The organism is Paraburkholderia bannensis (assembly GCF_014200455.1).
Lineage (GTDB): Bacteria > Pseudomonadota > Gammaproteobacteria > Burkholderiales > Burkholderiaceae > Paraburkholderia > Paraburkholderia bannensis_A.
Genome location: NZ_JACHBW010000025.1, coordinates 41,222 through 58,357, shown reverse-complemented (window position 1 = coordinate 58,357; position 17,136 = coordinate 41,222). Strand labels below are relative to the sequence as shown.

Genomic DNA, 17,136 nt, shown 5'->3' with positions numbered 1-17,136 from the left:
TACAACACTTTGTTATCGCATCGTCTCGATCGACTCGCGTGAACAGTGCGCAAGCTTCGCTTCAGCGTCGCTCGAACGTCACTGTCATGACGCGTATCGTGGTCTTCGCGCAATCGTGAACGCAGGTGAAAGAGGCTTCGTTTCGCGAGTGCTTCGCATGGAACTTCACTCGCCGCTTGCGATCGCTTTCACGCTCGCTCCCACGCTGTCCTTCACTACGTCCGTCACGCGTTTTGCGTTGCTGCGAAATCTGTCGATCCGCATGTCGATCGCGCTGCCTCACTGCGCATCTCGCGTCGCATCTCACATGCTTCGCGCGGCACATCCCGACTCTCATCACACACTGTAGTCACTCGCTCGCAAAAAACCCCAGGGATTCCTGAAGCCTCTTGTTCGTGGTGGTCCGCAATGCGCGTGCCGCGTCGCTAGTTGCACATCGGCACTTCGTCGGGAGAGACAGGCGGCGCGCCTTGCGCACGCCGCCCTTCAAACGCTACGACTACCTACTATTGTTGACTACGGTACTGCCGGGTTGCTGCTGTACGGCTCGCGGTCCTGCGTCATGCGCGCAGTGTTGCACTGCGCGCTGCCGCTTTATTGGCGAGCGGGTCACCCGAGTTACTGGCAAGCCTCGCACTCTTCGAAGCCGGCATCGCCCGGACGCATCATGCACACCGGACCTTCCGCTTCCGGTGCCGCTTCTGCGGCCTGATCGGCTGACTGCGCGGCTGCCTGCGCGGCTGACTGCGCGGGAGCCGAATGCATCACCGTCGAACCACCGTTGGCTGCGCCGCCGGCTGCACCGAAGCCAGCACCGCCGCTTGCGCCGCCGCCGTTCGAACCGCCCGTCGGCACCGCGTTGAGCGCGCCGTGAGCGACCGTCGACTTCTCGACGTGCGTGGCCGCCATCGTGCGCAGGTAGTAGGTGGTCTTCAGGCCGCGCACCCATGCGAGCTTGTAGATCTCGTCGAGCTTCTTGCCCGATGCACCCGCCATGAAGATGTTCAGCGACTGCGCCTGGTCGATCCACTTCTGGCGACGCGAGGCCGCTTCGACCAGCCACGTCGGATCGACTTCGAACGCCGTTGCGTACACAGCGCGCAGATCGGCCGGCACGCGGTCGATGCGCGAGAGCATGCCGTCGAAGTACTTCAGGTCGGCGACCATGACTTCGTCCCACAGACCGCGCGCCTTCAGATCGCGAACGAGGTAGTCGTTCACCACCGTGAATTCGCCCGAGAGGTTCGACTTCACGTAGAGGTTCTGGAACGTCGGCTCGATACACGGCGACACGCCGATGATGTTCGAGATGGTCGCGGTCGGTGCGATCGCGATGCAGTTCGAGTTACGCATGCCGTGCGTGGCGATGCGCTCGCGCAGCGAGGTCCAGTCCATCGTTTCGCTCGAATCGACTTCGACGTAACCGCCGCGTGCTTCTTCGAGCAGCTTGATCGTGTCCTGCGGGAGGATGCCGCGATCCCACAGCGAGCCGCGGTAGGTCGAGTAACGGCCGCGCTCGGCTGCCAGTTCCGTCGACGCCCAGTAAGCGTAGTAGCAGACCGCTTCCATCGAACGATCGGCGAACTCGACCGCCTCTTGCGAAGCAAACGGCGTGCGCAGAACGTGCAGGCAGTCCTGGAAGCCCATGATGCCCATGCCGACCGGACGGTGCTTCAGGTTCGAGTTACGCGCCTTCGCCACTGCGTAGTAGTTGATGTCGATCACGTTGTCGAGCATGCGCATCGCCACGCTGATGGTGCGCTTGAGCTTCTCGTGATCGAGCGCGAACGTGCCGTCGGCCTGTTCGATCATGTGCGCGACGAGGTTCACCGAACCCAGGTTACACACGGCGATTTCCGTGTCGCTGGTGTTCAGCGTGATTTCCGTGCACAGGTTCGACGAGTGGACGACGCCGACGTGCTGCTGCGGCGAGCGCACGTTGCACGGATCCTTGAACGTGATCCACGGGTGGCCCGTTTCGAACAGCATGCCCAGCATCTTGCGCCACAGTTGCGCAGCCGGCAGCTTCTTGAACAGCTTGATCTCGCCGCGCGCAGCCTTCTCTTCGTAAGCGACGTAAGCCTTTTCGAAATCCGCGCCGAACAGGTCGTGCAGATCCGGGCAGGTCGACGGCGAGAACAGCGTCCAGTCGCCGCCTTCCATCACGCGCTTCATGAACAGGTCGGGAATCCAGTTCGCCGTGTTCATGTCGTGCGTACGGCGACGGTCATCGCCCGTGTTCTTGCGCAGCTCCAGGAATTCTTCGATGTCCAGGTGCCAGGTTTCCAGGTATGCGCAGACCGCGCCCTTGCGCTTGCCGCCCTGGTTCACCGCCACGGCCGTGTCGTTCACGACCTTCAGGAACGGCACCACGCCTTGCGACTTGCCGTTCGTGCCCTTGATGTGCGAACCGAGTGCGCGCACGCGCGTCCAGTCGTTGCCCAGACCGCCGGCGAACTTCGACAGCAGTGCGTTGTCCTTGAGCGCTTCGTAGATGCCGTCGAGGTCGTCGGCAACCGTCGTGAGGTAGCACGACGACAGCTGCGAGCGGTGCGTGCCCGAGTTGAACAGCGTGGGCGTGGACGACATGAAGTCGAACGACGAGAGCACGTTGTAGAACTCGATCGCACGCGCTTCGCGGTCGATTTCGTTGAGCGACAGGCCCATCGCGACGCGCATGAAGAATGCCTGCGGCATTTCGATGCGGGTGCCGCCGACGTGCAGGAAGTAGCGGTCGTACAGCGTCTGCAGCCCGAGGTAGCCGAACTGCAGGTCGCGGCCGGCGTCGAGCGCATTGCCCAGACGCTTGAGGTCGAACTGTTGCAGTTTGTCGTCGAGCAGGCCGGCTTCGACGCCGCGCTTGATGAACTGCGGGAAGTATTCGGCGTAGCGCCAGCCCATGTCGGCTTGCGTGACTTCTTCTTCCAGAATTTCGCGACGGATCGTGTGCAGCAGGATGCGCGACGTGACCTGGCTGTAGGCCGGATCCTTTTCGATCATCGTGCGTGCGGCGAGGATCGCCGAGTCGTAGACCTGCGACATCGGCACGCCGTCGTACAGGTTCTTGACCGTTTCAGCGACGATCGGGTCGGCGCTCACAGCGTCGCCCAGACCTTCGGTTGCCGACACGATCAACGCGCGCAGCGCTTGCATGTCGAGCGGACGCGAGACGCCGTTGTCGATCACGTTGATGCCAGGCGCGGCTGCCGCTTCGGGCGCATGCGTGCGTTCCTGGCTGCGCTTTTCGCGATACAGCACGTAGGCGCGCGCAACGTTGTGCTCGCCGCCGCGCATCAGCGCGAGTTCGACCTGATCCTGGATGTCTTCGATGTGGAACGTGCCGCCGTTCGGGCGGCTGCGCACCAGCGCGCGCACCACGTTCTGCGTCAACTGCTCGACGAGTTCGCGAACGCGCGCCGATGCTGCACCCTGTCCGCCATTGACGGCCAGGAATGCCTTGGTCATGGCGAGGGCGATCTTCGACGGCTCGAAGCCCACAACGCTGCCGTTACGGCGGATCACCTTGTGGTCGGCGAACTGCGTTGCGCCGGTCTGGCCGTCCTGCGGCTGACCACCCAGCTGCGCGGCGTGCGCGCCTTCATACCGGGTCGAGACGTTATCGGTCGTTTGCATGTGCAAAGCTCCTGGTCCTGGAAATGTGCGAAGGGAATTCGCGAATTAATACGGATGCCGCGCCCCCGTGTGCGCGGACGATTGGGGGGAGATGGGGGGCCAGCCTGGCGAGGCTGCCGGATGCGGCAAGGCAGATGAACCACGCAATGCTTCGGTCTTCATCGTGGATGCCGCGATCATTGGCTGTACCCTTTTCTCTCGATACCAGCCGGTGCGCCGGCTTCAAGGCCGACTGCACCGCACAATTTTTCCTATGCCGCTAATGCGCGCGGCGCCATGCTCGACCGAGCGGGGCGCCGCATAACAACACAACATATGGTGTAAAGCCGTGCTTCGGGTACGAAGTATAGTGGAAGTTGCCGGAGGGTCAACGGCTTATTTTTTTGCCTGAAGTCTTGACAACATTGCCTGCGGCGCGAAGGCCAGACGGCGCGGGCATTCGCGCGCGGCGCGTCGAAAAAGCCCATACGCCACGCTATGGTTAGCGCGCCGAAAGCCTTCCGTTTAGTTGCGCTTCACTGCGTCAAGACGACGCTGGCGATCCATCGCGCGGAAAAAGATAGGGAAAGAACACATCGCCGAGTTGCGTCCGTTGCTGCAGACGCGCCCAGTCGAAGTGCGGCCCCGGATCGGTCTTGCGACCTGGCGCGATATCCGAGTGCCCGGCCAGCGAGTCGATCGGATAGTGCGCGCACAACGCGCGCACGAGCGGCGCGAGTGTCGCATATTGCGCGGCTTCGAAGGGCTTCGTATCGCTGCCCTCCAGCTCGATGCCGATCGAAAAGTCGTTGCAGCGCTCGCGTCCGAAGAAGCTCGACAGTCCCGCATGCCAGGCGCGCTCATCACACGATACGAACTGTTCGAGCGCGCCGTCGCGATGGATCACGAAATGCGCCGACACGCGCACGCCGCGCAGATGCGCATCGAAGTACGGGTGCGCGTCGCAATCGAGGCGATTGAGAAAAAGATCGGCGATCTCGGGACCGCCGAAGGTATCGGGCGGCAGGCTGATGTTGTGCACGACGATGAGCGTCGGCACCGCACCATCGGGACGCGCTTCGAAATTCGGTGACGGCAGACGCTGCGCGGGAGAAACCCAGCCCTGCGCATCGACCGTGTACGCAGGCGGCGCTACCTCGTGACTCATCGTGCGGGACGATCCTGGCGGGTCTTGCGCGCGTCGTAAGCGCGCGCGTGCGCAGAACTGCAGAAGTGCTGCGTGCCCACGCTCACCGAGTCGCTGCGCGGCGCGTGCACGCCGCACTCGGCGCAACGCACCATCGGCTCGGCGAGTGCGCCGCCACTGCCAGTACTGTTGCCTGCGCCGCTGGCACTCTGCGCATCGCCGTTCGCGCGCGATGCGCCCTGCCCCTGCTGACGCGGATCCGCGCCGGGACGCGCTTGCGGCTGCGCGCGGCGCAGCGTTTTGACGAACCACTGCCCGACGAAGAACAGCAGAATCAGGAGAAGAATCTGTCGCATGAAATTAAGCGGAAATCAGACGATGAAGGCGCGCATCAGACCACGGGACGATGCAGCAGCACCTCGAACACGAAGCGGCTGCCGACATAGGCCAGCAGCAGCGCGACAAACGACGCGATCACCCAGCGCAGCGCCGAGCGGCCACGCCAGCCCGAAATCTTGCGCGCCGTGAGCAGCGTGCCGAACATCAGCCACGAGAGGATCGCGAACACGGTCTTGTGGTCGAGCGAAAGCGGACGGTCGATCAGTTGCTCGCTGAACACGATGCCCGTCACCAGCGTGGCGGTGAGCAGCACGAAGCCCGCGCCGATCAGACGGAACAACAGCTTTTCCATCGTCAGCAGCGGCGGCAGCGTTTCGATCCAGTTCGACAGCCAGCCGCCGCCCTTGTTGCCGGCGTTGCGCTGGAAGCCTGCCCCCTTGAGCGCATGCAGACGGCGCTCGACGGCGAGCATCAGCACCGCATGCAGCGCGGCGATGGCGAACAGGCCATAGGCCACGTTGGCGATCACGAAATGCAGCTTGAAGAGCGGCGCGGCCGCATACGGCAGCACGCGCACGCCGCCGAACACGAGCGGCAGAATCGACGCGATAGCGGCGAGCGGAAGCAGCAGCAGGCGCAATCCGTCGAGCGAAAAGAAAAAGCTCTCGATCCAGTAGATCACCGCGCCAAGCCAGAACATCGCTGACAACGCGAAAGCGAAGCCGAAGATCATCTCGTTGGCGGGGAAGATCGTCATGTGCAGCAGCAGCCCGTGCGCCGCGAGCGCGACGAACAGCAACGCACGCGAAAGCATGCCAAAGCTGCGCGCGCGCGAAGCTTCGGCGCCCGCGCCAGTGGGGCCTGCCGGACCAACCGCCAGCGGCACCGGCGGCACGCTGCCAAAGAGCGGCTCGACGCTGGCGCGGCGCAATGCGCGCCAGTCGGCTGCGCACAGACTGCCGTACAAGAGTACGGTGAGGGCATACAGTACAATATCCATGTTCGAAGTTTACTATAGGCCCCCTGGCCGCGCGGGATCGCGACGAAACGCGCCGCTCTCCCGCTACACGCACCGGGCCGCACTGCTCACCGCCTCCCCATGCTCGACAATCTCACTCAACGGATGGCGCGCGTCGTCAAGACGCTGCGCGGCGAAGCCCGGCTGACCGAAGCCAATACGCAGGAAATGCTGCGCGAGGTCCGTCTCGCGCTGCTCGAAGCGGACGTGGCGCTGCCCGTCGTGCGCGAGTTCATCGCCAAGGTCAAGGAAAAGGCGCTGGGCGAAGAAGTCATCAGCAGCCTGTCGCCGGGCCAGGCGCTCGTCGGCGTGGTGCAGCGCGAGCTGACGGCCGTGATCGGCGGCGACTACGAAGGTAAGGCGGTCGAGCTGAATCTCGCCGTCACGCCGCCCGCCGTCATCCTCATGGCCGGTCTGCAGGGCGCGGGTAAAACGACGACCGTCGGCAAGCTCGCCAAACTCCTGCGCGAAAAGTACAAGAAGAAGGTCCTGACCGTTTCCTGTGACGTCTACCGCCCTGCCGCTATCGCGCAGTTGAAGACGGTGACGGAACAGGTCGGCGCAGACTTCTTCCCGTCGCAGCCCGATCAGAAGCCGGTGGATATCGCCGCCGCCGCAGTCGACTGGGCCAAGCGTCACTACCATGACGTGCTGCTCGTCGACACGGCCGGCCGCCTCGGTATCGACGAGGCGATGATGAACGAGATCACCGCGCTGCACGCCTCGCTCAAGCCGGCGGAAACGCTGTTCGTGGTCGATGCGATGCTCGGTCAGGACGCGGTTAATACCGCCAAGGCGTTCAACGACGCCCTGCCGCTCACTGGCGTCGTGCTCACCAAGCTCGACGGCGATTCGCGCGGCGGCGCGGCGCTCTCCGTGCGCCACATCACCGGCAAGCCGATCAAGTTCGTCGGCGTCGCGGAAAAGCTCGACGGTCTGGAAGTGTTCCACCCGGACCGCATGGCCAACCGTATTCTCGGCATGGGCGACATTCTCGCCCTCGTCGAAGAGGCGCAGCGCGGCGTTGACGTTCAAGCTGCCCAGAAGCTCGCCGACAAGGTCAAGAAAGGCGGCGACTTCGACCTCAACGATTTCCGCGCGCAGCTCACGCAGATGAAGAGCATGGGCGGCCTGTCGTCGCTGATGGACAAGCTGCCCGCGCAGTTCCAGCAGGCCGCCTCGGGCGCCAACATGGGCCAGGCCGAAAAGCAGATGCGCCGCATGGAAGGCATCATCAATTCGATGACCGCCCAGGAGCGCGCCAAGCCCGATCTCATCAAGGCCACGCGCAAGCGCCGCATCGCGGCGGGCGCGGGCGTGCAGGTGCAGGAAGTGAACCGTCTGCTCAATCAGTACGACCAGATGCGCACCATGATGAAGAAGCTCAAGGGCGGCAATCTGCAGAAGATGATGCGCGGCATGAAGGGCATGATGCCCGGCATGCGCTGATCGACACTCTTATAGTTTGATGCGGGCCGCGCAACGGCCCGAACCGACGCGGCGCGCGAGCTGGACCATGAAGCGCGGGTTTTTGCTGTAGCGCGCGCCGTCGTTATTTTCCACACTGAATAGCTACAGCCACCGCCCCGCCAGAGTCATGAATCGCGAAGAAGCCCTCCATATTTTCCGCCACTCCGAAGAAATCGTTTCGGTAAGCGAGGTCAATGCGTCGATCGGCCGGATGGCCGAAGCCATTCGCGCCGATATCAGCGAGGACTTCCCGCTCGTGCTGTCGGTGATGGGCGGCGCGGCCGTGTTCACCGGCATGCTGCTGCCGCACCTCGATTTCCCGCTCGAATTCGACTACATCCACCTCACGCGCTACCGCAACGCCATCAAGGGCAGCGCGGAGATGCAATGGCGCGTCGCGCCGCGCGAATCGGTGAAGGACCGCGTCGTGATCGTGCTCGACGACATCCTTGATGAAGGCGAGACCATGGCCGCGATCCGCGACCGCATCATGGACATGGGCGCGAAGCGTTTCCTCTCGGCCGTGCTGTGCGAGAAGATCATCCCGAAGGCCAAGCCGCTGCATCCGGATTACTGCGGTTTTTCGGTGCCGGACCGCTATGTGTTTGGCTGCGGCATGGACGCGAAGGGTTACTGGCGCAACCTGCCGACCATTCGTGCGCTGACCGAGGGCGCCTGATACTCGCCCGGGTTACGCACCATAAAAAAACGGCTCTTCAATATTGAAGAGCCGTTTTGCTTGGGGGATGCAATTCGAGAGCGCAGACGCGCATCAAAGGCGTGCATCAAAGGTGATGCACGAAAGCGGCAATGCCCGCGAGTATCATCTCCACCGAAATCGCCACCAGCACCAAACCCATCAGCCGCTCGAAGGCCGTCACCACGCGCTCGCCGAGCCATTGCTGGATACGCTCAGCCAACACCAGCACGATCGCGCAGATCGCCATCGTCACGATCAGCGCGCCGATCCATTCGAACAGCTTGCCCGGCGCCTGCGACGTGAGCAGCATGACCGTGGCCAGCGCCGACGGCCCCGCCAGTGCGGGAATCGCGAGCGGCACGATGAGCGGCTCGCCGCCCTTGTCGCCGCCGCCGAACGGACCGCCCGGATGCGGAAAGATCATGCGCAGCGCGATCAGAAACAGCACGATGCCGCCGCCGATGCGCAGCGAGGTATCCGTGAGCCCCATCATGCGCAGGAAGCCGTTGCCGGCCACCATGAAGATGAGCAGGATCACGAACGCAATCGCCACCTCGCGCAGGATCACGATCGCCCTGCGCTCGCGCGCCACATGATGCAGGCAGCCGATGAAGAGCGGAATATTGCCGAGCGGATCGGTGATGAGCAGCAGCAGGATCGTCGCGGACAGGAAACTGTACTCCACGTTCGCAACGCTCCTTTAGCTGGGGTGAATTGTCGTGAGATGCATCAGGCCTGCAGCGCAGCCTTGACCTTCTGCGCGACCGTGGCTGCGGCCTCTTCCGCCGGCAGCAGCGTGGCTTCGGTGTCGCGGCGGCCCTGGTACTCGATCTTGCCTTCCTTCAGGCCACGATCGCCGATCACCAGACGATGCGGCACGCCGATCAGTTCCCAGTCGGCGAACATCACGCCCGGGCGCTCGCCGCGATCATCGAGGATCACGTCGATGCCGGCTTCGACCAGTTCGTTGTACACACGTTCGGCGTGCTCGCGCACGAGTTCGCTGCGGTCCAGACCCATCGGGCACACGACCACCTGGAACGGCGCGATCGATTCCGGCCAGATGATGCCCTTGTCGTCGAAGTTCTGCTCGATCGCCGCACCCAGGATACGCGTGACGCCAATGCCGTAGCAACCCATCTGCATCGGCGCGGGCTTGCCGTTTTCCGCGAGGAAGGTCGCGCCCATTGCGTCCGAGTACTTGGTGCCGAGCTGGAACACGTGGCCCACTTCGATGCCGCGGCAGATGTCGATCACACCCTTGCCGTCCGGCGACGGATCGCCCTTCTTGACGTTGCGAATATCCGCGACGACCGGTTCCGGCAGATCGCGGCCCCAGTTCACGCCCGTGGTGTGGAAGTCCACCTCGTTCGAACCGACCACGAAGTCGCTCATGTTCGCGACCGTAAGGTCCGCGATCACCTTGACCGGCTTCTTCGTGTTGAGCGGGCCGAGGTAGCCCGGCGGCGTGCCGAACCATTCGATGATTTCCGCTTCGGTCGCCATGCGGAAGCCCTTGAGGCCTTCGATCTTGCCGGCCTTGATCTCGTTCAGATCGTGGTCGCCGCGCAGCATCAGCAGCCAGATGGTGGGTTCAGCGCCTTCGCCTTCGTTGTCGGTCGCAAGGATGATCGACTTGATGGTCTTTTCGAGCGGAATATCGAGCAGCTTCGCAACGGCTTCGCACTTCGCAGCGCCTGGCGTCGAGGTCTTGGTGAGCGCTTCGGCGGGCGCTGCGCGTTCGGCGATCAGCGGCAGCGCTTCGGTCGCTTCGACGTTGGCGGCGAAATCCGAATCCGGGCAGTACGCGATGTCGTCCTCGCCCGTTTCGGCGATCACGTGGAATTCGTGCGAGCCGCTGCCGCCGATCGAGCCGTTGTCGGCCACGACCGCGCGGAAATTCAGACCCAGGCGCGTGAAGATGCGCACATAGGCGTCGTACATCTTCTGGTACGACAGCTTCAGACCGTCGACATCCTTATCGAACGAGTACGCGTCCTTCATGATGAATTCGCGGCCGCGCATCACGCCAAAACGGGGACGGATTTCGTCTCGGAACTTCGTCTGCACCTGGTAGAAGTTCACCGGCATCTGACGGTAGCTCTTGATCTGGTTGCGCGCGATGTCGGTGACGACTTCTTCGTGCGTCGGACCCATCACGAAATCGGTCTGCTTGCGGTCCTTGAAACGCAGCAGTTCCGGCCCGTATTGCTCCCAGCGCCCCGATTCCTGCCAGAGTTCGGCCGGCTGCACCGCCGGCATCAGCAGTTCGATGGCGCCCGCGCGGTTCATTTCCTCGCGCACGATCTGCTCGACCTTGCGGATCGAACGCAGACCAACCGGCAGATAGTTGTAGATGCCGCCCGCAACGCGACGGATCATGCCCGCGCGGATCATCAACTTGTGGCTGACGATTTCGGCGTCAGCCGGCGCTTCCTTGAGGGTGCCGATAAAGAAACGGGAGGCTTTCATTCAGAGTTTTTTCCAAAAGCGGCGGCAACAGGAGGCCGCCCGAAAGAGTCCAACGGTGGAATTCACAGACCCGACATTATGACAACGCGCCGGGCGCCGCGCAGGTTAGGCCCGCGCAGGGCGCCCCGAACGGTTTTTGCACCTTCGTGACAAAACGCTTCAAACTTCTGGCCGCCGGGTGCGTGAGGACCGTTATCTGTTTATAATCAAAGCAATTTTAAAGGATTCGAAGGTGGTTGTATGCTGGATCGTGAGGGGTTTCGCCCGAACGTCGGCATCATCCTCTTGAACGCGCGAAACGAGGTGTTTTGGGGCAAACGGGTTCGCGAACATTCCTGGCAGTTTCCGCAAGGGGGCATCAAATATGGTGAGACCCCCATGCAGGCAATGTATCGGGAGTTGCACGAAGAAACCGGTCTGCATCCGGAGCACGTCAAGATCGTCGGTCGCACGCGCGACTGGCTGCGTTATGAGGTGCCGGACAAGTTCATCAAGCGCGAAGTGCGCGGCCATTATCGCGGTCAGAAACAGATCTGGTTTCTGCTGCGCATGGTCGGGCGCGACTGCGATATCTGCCTGAGGGCAACGGAGCATCCCGAGTTCGATGCGTGGCGCTGGAACGAATACTGGGTGCCGCTCGACGCGGTCATCGAGTTCAAGCGCGACGTCTATCAACTGGCGCTAACCGAGCTGTCGCGATTTTTGCGACGCCCGGCGATGGCGCGTGTGGAACGCGTTCATGTGCATAGCGCGCATGGCCATGAGGTGCGCTACCCGCGCCTCATCGCAACCGCGCACGCCGAGGCGGTGGAATTCGAGCCGACGCTCATGGATGCCGCCGATCATTCCCCACTGGAACGCGACTGCGACCCGGCGGGGAGTATGATCGAGCCTGCGCCGGACGAGCACGGGTAATCCAGCTTTCTGGGTTCTGCGCCCGCAGGCTCGCCACGTCGCACCCAACGCCCGGACCGGCCAGGCGGGCGCTGCGCAGTAGCCTGCGTGGCGCACGGCGGTCCGCATTCGCGGCGCCGCGCATTCGTGCGCGCAGCGCCGGTGCATCGAAGGAATATCACTTGAAACGATTGGCTCTTGCTGCGGTGTGCGCCGCGGCCGCTAGTAGCGTCCTGCTGTCCGCTTGCGGCAGTTCCGGCCCCACCAACAAGGACGACAGCGCGTTCACCTATCTGCTCGACCGCAAGGGCGAGTGGACGGAAAACAAACTCGAAAGCCTGCCGGCGCTGCCCGGCCCGAACACGACGCTGTACGGCTTCGACGTCTCGAACAACACGCCGCTGAAGTTCTCCGTCGATCCGGCGTCGCTCACCGTCGGCACAGACGGCGTGGTGCGTTATGTGATCGTCATCACCAGCCCGAGCGGCGCACGCAACATCAATTACGAAGGCATCCGCTGCGACACCTACGAGTGGCGTCTCTACGCGAGCCTGAACGCCGACCACAACGGCTGGGACCAGACCGTGGCGAACAACTGGTCGCGCATCGAGAACGGCGAACTCAACGCCTACCAGTCGCGCCTGTATCAGGACTACTTCTGCGCCAACAAGATGCCGATCGGCAAGGCGCCGGTGATCAGCGAGAACCTGCGCTTCGGGCGTACGCAATCGACGCTCGTGCGCTGATTTCCACGCGAGCCGGATACGAAAAGGCCGCAGCAGCCATCGACTGTTGCGGCTTTTTTCCTTGCACCGTGGCGCGCCTTAGACCAGCACGAGGTTGTCGCGGTGGATCAGCTCCGGCTCCAGCATATAGCCGAGCACGCCTTCGATCTCGCCGCTCGGATGACGCTGGATCAGCCGGGTTTCCGCGCTGCTGTAGTTCGTAAGGCCGCGCGCGACCTCCTGGCCCGACGCATTCAGGCAGGCGATCACTTCGCCGCGCGCAAACGCGCCCTGGACGCCCACTACGCCGATCGGCAGGAGACTCTTGCCGTCCGCCGTGAGCTTCTGCACCGCACCGTCGTCGATCACCACATGGCCGCGCACCTGCAGGTGATCGGCCATCCATTGCTTGCGCGCCGCTATGCGCGCCGTGCGCGCGATCAGTTGCGTGCCGATCGCTTCACCTCGCGCGAGCCGCACCAGCACCGCCTCTTCGCGACCGCTGGCGATCACGGTGTTCGCGCCGCTATGCGCCGCGCGCTTGGCCGCGAGAATCTTGGTGAGCATCCCGCCACGGCCGATGCTCGACCCCGCGCCACCCGCCATCGCTTCGAGCTCTGGCTTGCCGGCGTCGGCTTCCTGCACGAGCGTGGCGGCCGGGTCCTTGCGCGGATCGGCGGTGTAAAGGCCGCTTTGATCGGTGAGGATGACGAGCGCGTCGCCTTCGATCAGGTTGGCGACGAGGGCGCCGAGCGTATCGTTGTCGCCGAACTTGATTTCGTCGGTGACGACCGTGTCGTTCTCGTTGATGATAGGCACCACGCCCAGACGCAGCAGCGTGAGCAGCGTCGAGCGCGCGTTCAGATAGCGTTCGCGATCGGCCAGGTCGGCGTGCGTCAACAGGATCTGCGCGGTGCGGATGTTGTGTTCCGCAAAGCGGCTTTCATAGACCTGCGCAAGTCCCATCTGGCCGACGGCCGCCGCCGCCTGCAGTTCGTCGATTTCGCGTGGGCGCTTCGTCCAGCCCAGACGTTGCATGCCTTCGGCAATCGCGCCCGAACTCACGAGCACGACTTCCTTGCCCTGCGCACGCAGCGCCGCGATCTGCGCGGCCCATCGGCCGATGGCCACATGATCGAGCCCGCGACCATCGTTCGTGACGAGGCTCGAACCGACTTTCACTACCAGACGCCGGGAATCGGCGATGACGGAACGCATGCTGCGCGGTCTCCCAAATGACTGATGACGCGTGAAGCGGCCGGTGCGGCCCGCGGACCGCTAACCGGCACGAACGGTGAATTACTCCTGCGGCTCCTGCGCAACGCCGCTGCCGTTTTGTCCCGGCACGCCTTCGCGGAATCGCACGTCGGAGGCCAGATCTTCCGCTTCCTCTGCGCGACGCGCGTCCGAATGCGCGGACACGTAGTCGTAGATCGCGTAACAGAGATTCTCGCAACCTTGCCCCGTGAGCGCCGAGATCTCGAACACCGGACCGTCCCATTCGAAGCGCTCGACGAAGTCGGCGATGCGCGCTGCGCGCTCCTCTTCCGGCACCATGTCGAGCTTGTTCAGCACCAGCCAGCGCGGCTTCTCATAGAGCGTTTCGTCGTACTTGCGCAATTCGCCGACGATGGCTTTTGCTTCCGCCACCGGATCGACGGCGTCGTCGAACGGCGCGAGGTCGACCAGATGCAGCAGCACGTTGGTGCGCTGCAGGTGACGCAGAAACTGGTGGCCAAGGCCCGCGCCTTCAGCAGCGCCTTCGATCAGCCCCGGGATATCGGCGATCACGAAGCTCTTGCTCGGACCCACGCGCACCACGCCCAGATTCGGCGCGAGCGTCGTGAACGGGTAGTCGGCAATCTTGGGCTTCGCGTTCGAGACCGACGAAATGAAGGTGGACTTGCCGGCGTTGGGCATGCCCAGCAGGCCGACGTCGGCCAGCACCTTCAGTTCCAGGCGCAGCATGCGGCGCTCGCCCGGCTTGCCGTCGGTCTTCTGACGCGGCGCGCGGTTGGTGGACGACTTGAAGTGCAGGTTGCCGAGGCCGCCCGCGCCGCCTTGCGCCACGATCACGCGCTGGTCGTGCTCGGTCAGGTCGGCGATGAATTCGCCGGTTTCCATGTCGGTGATGGTCGTGCCCACCGGCATGCGCAGCGTGATGTCGTCGCCACCCTTGCCATAACAGTCCGAGCCGCGGCCGTTTTCGCCGTTACGCGCCAGATGCTTCTTGGTATAGCGGTAGTCGATCAGCGTGTTGATGTTGCGGTCGGCGATCACGTAGACGCTGCCGCCCCGCCCGCCGTCGCCGCCGTCCGGACCGCCGAACGGGACGAACTTCTCGCGTCGCATCGACGCGCTGCCATCGCCCCCATCGCCGGCAATGACTTCAATCTTCGCTTCGTCAATGAACTTCATGCGTTACTCCGTCCCGTAATCGGTGAATCGTCGGTGAATCGTTATTGTGCCCACGTATTGTGCTCATCGGGGCCATGCTTGCGCACCTGGCCGAACGGCTAGCGACACTGCGCGAGCGCGTGAGCCGCTGCGCAGATAAAAAAAGCCCCGCAAACTTCGCGGGGCCTTCCTTGCGTCGATTGCTAGCAGCAAAAACTTAAGCTGCTACCGGAACGACGTTGACCATGTGCTTGTTGGCTGCGCCCTTGACCGCGAACGAGACGTGGCCGTCGACCAGCGCGTACAGCGTGTGGTCCTTGCCAATGCCGACGTTCAGGCCCGGGTGCATGCGCGTACCGCGCTGGCGAACGATGATGCCGCCTGCGAGGATAGCCTGACCGCCGAACACCTTCACGCCAAGTCGTTTCGACTCTGAGTCGCGGCCGTTACGTGACGACCCGCCTGCCTTTTTGTGTGCCATTTGTTTGCTCCTTTACCGTCGTGCGCTTACGCGTTGATCGCGTCGATGCGCAGTTCGGTGTAGTTCTGGCGGTGGCCGCCATGCTTCTGGTAGTGCTTCCGGCGACGCATCTTGAAGATGGTCACTTTTGCGTGACGACCTTGCGACACGACGGTGGCCTTGACGGAAGCCCCACTGACCAGCGGCGTACCGAACTTAATCGATTCGCCTTCGCCCACTGCGAGAACCTGGTCGAGCGTGATTTCTGCGTCAATGTCAGCCGGTATCTGTTCTACTTTGAGTTTTTCGCCAACGGCAACTTTGTACTGCTTGCCGCCGGTTTTTATGACCGCGTACATTGAGAACCTCACTCTAAAATATCTTTTCAGACGCACTGCGCGCCCGAAACCTTAGATTATACATAGAGTTAGCTGCGAGGTCAAAAGGTATTGACAAGCACGCATCCCGTGTTCCAGCACCAGACGCAGCAAGGGTTTCCGACCGGTGCGCGAGCCCCACCGCATACACTCAAAATAGAGGGGACCATCAGCCGGACGGCAGAGCTGCGTCCGGCCCGCGGCCGATTCGCCTTATAATCCGCGGCACTACCTATATTTGCCATCATGTCGTCCACCGCCACCCCTACCCCCAGCGCAGCGACCCTGCTTGCGCCCATCGCCAGCGACATGGAGCAGGTGAATCGTGTCATCCGGCAGAGCCTGGCGTCCGAGGTGATGCTGATCAACCAGATCTCCGAGTACATCATCAGCGCGGGCGGCAAGCGGCTGCGCCCGGCGCTGCTGCTGCTCGTGGCCGGCGCGCTCGGCGACCGCAGCACGCATCGGCACACGCTCGCGGCCGTCGTCGAGTTCATCCACACCGCCACGTTGCTGCACGACGATGTCGTCGACGAATCCGATCTGCGGCGCGGCCGCCAGACGGCCAACGCGCTGTTCGGCAATGCCGCCAGCGTGCTGGTGGGCGATTATCTGTATTCGCGTTCGTTCGAAATGATGGTCGGCGTCGGCAAGATGCGCGTGATGGAAATCCTCTCGCAGGCCACCACGATCATTTCCGAAGGGGAAGTGCTGCAGCTGCTGAACATGCATGATGCGGACGTCGATACCGAACGTTACATGCAGGTCATCCGCTACAAGACGGCCAAACTGTTCGAAGCGGCGGCGCAACTGGGCGCGGTGCTTTCGGGGGCGGATGCGCGCACCGAAGAAGCCGCGGCGGAATACGGCCGGCGTATGGGCACGGCGTTCCAGATCATGGACGATTGGCTCGACTACACCGGCACGGCCGAATCGATGGGCAAGAACGCCGGCGACGACCTGCGCGAAGGCAAGCCCACCCTGCCGCTGATCTGGCTGATCGAGCACGGCACGGCAGAAGAAGCGGCGCTCGCACGCGAGGCGATCGAGCAAGGCGGCACCACGCGCTTCGACGAAATCTTCGCGGCCATCACGCGTTCGGGCGCACTCGATCACACGCTCCAATGCGCGAAGGCGGAGGCTCAGGCAGCCGCCGATGCAATTTCTTCATTTCCCTCTTCCCAATACAAAGAGAGCCTGCTAGAATTATGTTCTTACTCGACGACGCGCCAGTCTTGAAGAAGGCGAAGCAGGTTGAGAGAGTAAAGCAGTAAAATTCGGGGTGTAGCTTAGCCTGGTAGAGCGCTACGTTCGGGACGTAGAGGCCGGAGGTTCGAATCCTCTCACCCCGACCAGAATTCAAAAAAAACCGCACACATGTTGTGCGGTTTTTTTTCGTCCATTGGTTTCGTTTGCTGCAGACGCATCGGGCCTGCCCCTGGCCGAAAGGCCAACGCACTCCGTGCCACGGCGGTCGCGCCGCACCCCTCTGTTATAGTTTCCCCATCCGCTCCCCTCACTATCT

The 17,136-nt window shown here is 63.1% G+C and carries 15 protein-coding genes and 1 tRNA gene; 6 read left to right on the top strand and 10 right to left on the bottom strand.

All coding sequences use genetic code 11. The features are described from left to right. Nucleotides 1–618 precede the first annotated feature (618 nt). The 4 genes from F4827_RS30440 to F4827_RS30425 all read right to left on the bottom strand — a co-directional run bounded on the left by F4827_RS30440 (nucleotide 619) and on the right by F4827_RS30425 (nucleotide 6,098). The gene (locus F4827_RS30440) at nucleotides 619–3,633 is read right to left on the bottom strand and encodes a ribonucleoside-diphosphate reductase subunit alpha (RefSeq protein ID WP_183731495.1); all 3,015 of its coding nucleotides are present in this window, start codon (nucleotides 3,631–3,633) and stop codon (nucleotides 619–621) included. Between the two features lie 523 nt (nucleotides 3,634–4,156). After that, nucleotides 4,157–4,780, bottom strand: a complete 624-nt coding sequence (ampD, locus tag F4827_RS30435) for a 1,6-anhydro-N-acetylmuramyl-L-alanine amidase AmpD (protein ID WP_183731499.1) — start codon at nucleotides 4,778–4,780, stop codon at nucleotides 4,157–4,159. Continuing rightward, nucleotides 4,777–5,115, bottom strand: coding sequence for a PP0621 family protein (locus tag F4827_RS30430; RefSeq protein ID WP_183731501.1), 339 nt, complete (start codon nucleotides 5,113–5,115; stop codon nucleotides 4,777–4,779). The genes ampD and F4827_RS30430 overlap by 4 nt, the downstream gene beginning before the upstream one ends. Nucleotides 5,116–5,150: 35 nt before the next feature. Further along, complete coding sequence (locus F4827_RS30425; protein WP_183731503.1) at nucleotides 5,151–6,098, bottom strand: inner membrane protein YpjD; 948 nt, start codon at nucleotides 6,096–6,098, stop codon at nucleotides 5,151–5,153. 99 nt (nucleotides 6,099–6,197) lie between these two features. On the opposite strand from F4827_RS30425, the gene ffh reads away from it, so the two are divergent. Both ffh and F4827_RS30415 read left to right on the top strand, forming a co-directional pair. Further along, nucleotides 6,198–7,565, top strand: a complete 1,368-nt coding sequence (gene ffh / locus F4827_RS30420) for a signal recognition particle protein (RefSeq protein WP_027817969.1) — start codon at nucleotides 6,198–6,200, stop codon at nucleotides 7,563–7,565. Between the two features lie 148 nt (nucleotides 7,566–7,713). Beyond that, entirely contained in the window at nucleotides 7,714–8,265 is a 552-nt protein-coding gene (locus F4827_RS30415; protein ID WP_183731506.1) for a hypoxanthine-guanine phosphoribosyltransferase, read from the top strand. Between the two features lie 106 nt (nucleotides 8,266–8,371). On the opposite strand, the gene F4827_RS30410 is transcribed toward F4827_RS30415, so the two are convergent. Together F4827_RS30410 and F4827_RS30405 are read right to left on the bottom strand one after the other, a co-directional pair. Beyond that, on the bottom strand, nucleotides 8,372–8,971 hold the full coding sequence (locus F4827_RS30410; protein WP_027817971.1) for a MarC family protein: 600 nt from the start codon (nucleotides 8,969–8,971) through the stop codon (nucleotides 8,372–8,374). A 44-nt stretch (nucleotides 8,972–9,015) separates the two neighbouring features. After that, nucleotides 9,016–10,758 (bottom strand): proline--tRNA ligase, encoded by a 1,743-nt coding sequence (locus F4827_RS30405; RefSeq protein ID WP_183731508.1) that lies wholly within the window; start codon nucleotides 10,756–10,758, stop codon nucleotides 9,016–9,018. Between the two features lie 240 nt (nucleotides 10,759–10,998). Here F4827_RS30405 and F4827_RS30400 point away from each other — a divergent pair, with 240 nt between their 5' ends. Then, the gene (locus F4827_RS30400; protein ID WP_183731510.1) at nucleotides 10,999–11,673 is read left to right on the top strand and encodes an RNA pyrophosphohydrolase; all 675 of its coding nucleotides are present in this window, start codon (nucleotides 10,999–11,001) and stop codon (nucleotides 11,671–11,673) included. A gap of 161 nt (nucleotides 11,674–11,834) precedes the next feature. Then, a complete protein-coding gene (locus F4827_RS30395) occupies nucleotides 11,835–12,398 on the top strand; it encodes a CNP1-like family protein (RefSeq protein WP_183731512.1) in 564 nt (187 codons plus the stop codon). 78 nt (nucleotides 12,399–12,476) lie between these two features. Here the strand turns inward: F4827_RS30395 and proB are convergent, their stop codons facing one another. From proB to rplU, 4 genes are all read right to left on the bottom strand, one after another. After that, a complete protein-coding gene (gene proB / locus F4827_RS30390) occupies nucleotides 12,477–13,595 on the bottom strand; it encodes a glutamate 5-kinase (protein ID WP_183731514.1) in 1,119 nt (372 codons plus the stop codon). A gap of 81 nt (nucleotides 13,596–13,676) precedes the next feature. After that, nucleotides 13,677–14,795, bottom strand: a complete 1,119-nt coding sequence (gene cgtA / locus F4827_RS30385) for an Obg family GTPase CgtA (protein ID WP_183731516.1) — start codon at nucleotides 14,793–14,795, stop codon at nucleotides 13,677–13,679. Between the two features lie 196 nt (nucleotides 14,796–14,991). Further along, nucleotides 14,992–15,255 (bottom strand): 50S ribosomal protein L27, encoded by a 264-nt coding sequence (rpmA, locus tag F4827_RS30380; RefSeq protein ID WP_183731518.1) that lies wholly within the window; start codon nucleotides 15,253–15,255, stop codon nucleotides 14,992–14,994. 26 nt (nucleotides 15,256–15,281) lie between these two features. Beyond that, nucleotides 15,282–15,593, bottom strand: coding sequence for a 50S ribosomal protein L21 (rplU, locus tag F4827_RS30375; protein WP_007180329.1), 312 nt, complete (start codon nucleotides 15,591–15,593; stop codon nucleotides 15,282–15,284). Nucleotides 15,594–15,857: 264 nt separating this feature from the next. Here rplU and F4827_RS30370 point away from each other — a divergent pair, with 264 nt between their 5' ends. After that, nucleotides 15,858–16,850 carry a polyprenyl synthetase family protein gene (locus tag F4827_RS30370; RefSeq protein ID WP_167069421.1) on the top strand — a complete coding sequence of 331 codons (993 nt, stop codon included), beginning with the start codon at nucleotides 15,858–15,860 and terminating at the stop codon, nucleotides 16,848–16,850. 39 nt (nucleotides 16,851–16,889) lie between these two features. Next, nucleotides 16,890–16,966 (top strand) — tRNA-Pro (locus F4827_RS30365). Nucleotides 16,967–17,136: the final 170 nt, after the last annotated feature.

What these genes read in the sequence shown, in the direction of transcription:
- F4827_RS30415 (WP_183731506.1), top strand. Translation starts at nt 7,714, where the DNA reads ATGAATCGCGAAGAAGCCCTCCATATTTTCCGCCACTCCGAAGAAATC.
- F4827_RS30405 (WP_183731508.1), bottom strand. Translation starts at nt 10,758, where the DNA reads ATGAAAGCCTCCCGTTTCTTTATCGGCACCCTCAAGGAAGCGCCGGCT.
- proB (WP_183731514.1), bottom strand. Translation starts at nt 13,595, where the DNA reads ATGCGTTCCGTCATCGCCGATTCCCGGCGTCTGGTAGTGAAAGTCGGT.
- rpmA (WP_183731518.1), bottom strand. Translation starts at nt 15,255, where the DNA reads ATGGCACACAAAAAGGCAGGCGGGTCGTCACGTAACGGCCGCGACTCA.
- F4827_RS30425 (WP_183731503.1), bottom strand. Translation starts at nt 6,098, where the DNA reads ATGGATATTGTACTGTATGCCCTCACCGTACTCTTGTACGGCAGTCTG.
- F4827_RS30400 (WP_183731510.1), top strand. Translation starts at nt 10,999, where the DNA reads ATGCTGGATCGTGAGGGGTTTCGCCCGAACGTCGGCATCATCCTCTTG.
- ffh (WP_027817969.1), top strand. Translation starts at nt 6,198, where the DNA reads ATGCTCGACAATCTCACTCAACGGATGGCGCGCGTCGTCAAGACGCTG.
- rplU (WP_007180329.1), bottom strand. Translation starts at nt 15,593, where the DNA reads ATGTACGCGGTCATAAAAACCGGCGGCAAGCAGTACAAAGTTGCCGTT.
- ampD (WP_183731499.1), bottom strand. Translation starts at nt 4,780, where the DNA reads ATGAGTCACGAGGTAGCGCCGCCTGCGTACACGGTCGATGCGCAGGGC.
- cgtA (WP_183731516.1), bottom strand. Translation starts at nt 14,795, where the DNA reads ATGAAGTTCATTGACGAAGCGAAGATTGAAGTCATTGCCGGCGATGGG.
- F4827_RS30440 (WP_183731495.1), bottom strand. Translation starts at nt 3,633, where the DNA reads ATGCAAACGACCGATAACGTCTCGACCCGGTATGAAGGCGCGCACGCC.
- F4827_RS30430 (WP_183731501.1), bottom strand. Translation starts at nt 5,115, where the DNA reads ATGCGACAGATTCTTCTCCTGATTCTGCTGTTCTTCGTCGGGCAGTGG.
- F4827_RS30370 (WP_167069421.1), top strand. Translation starts at nt 15,858, where the DNA reads ATGTCGTCCACCGCCACCCCTACCCCCAGCGCAGCGACCCTGCTTGCG.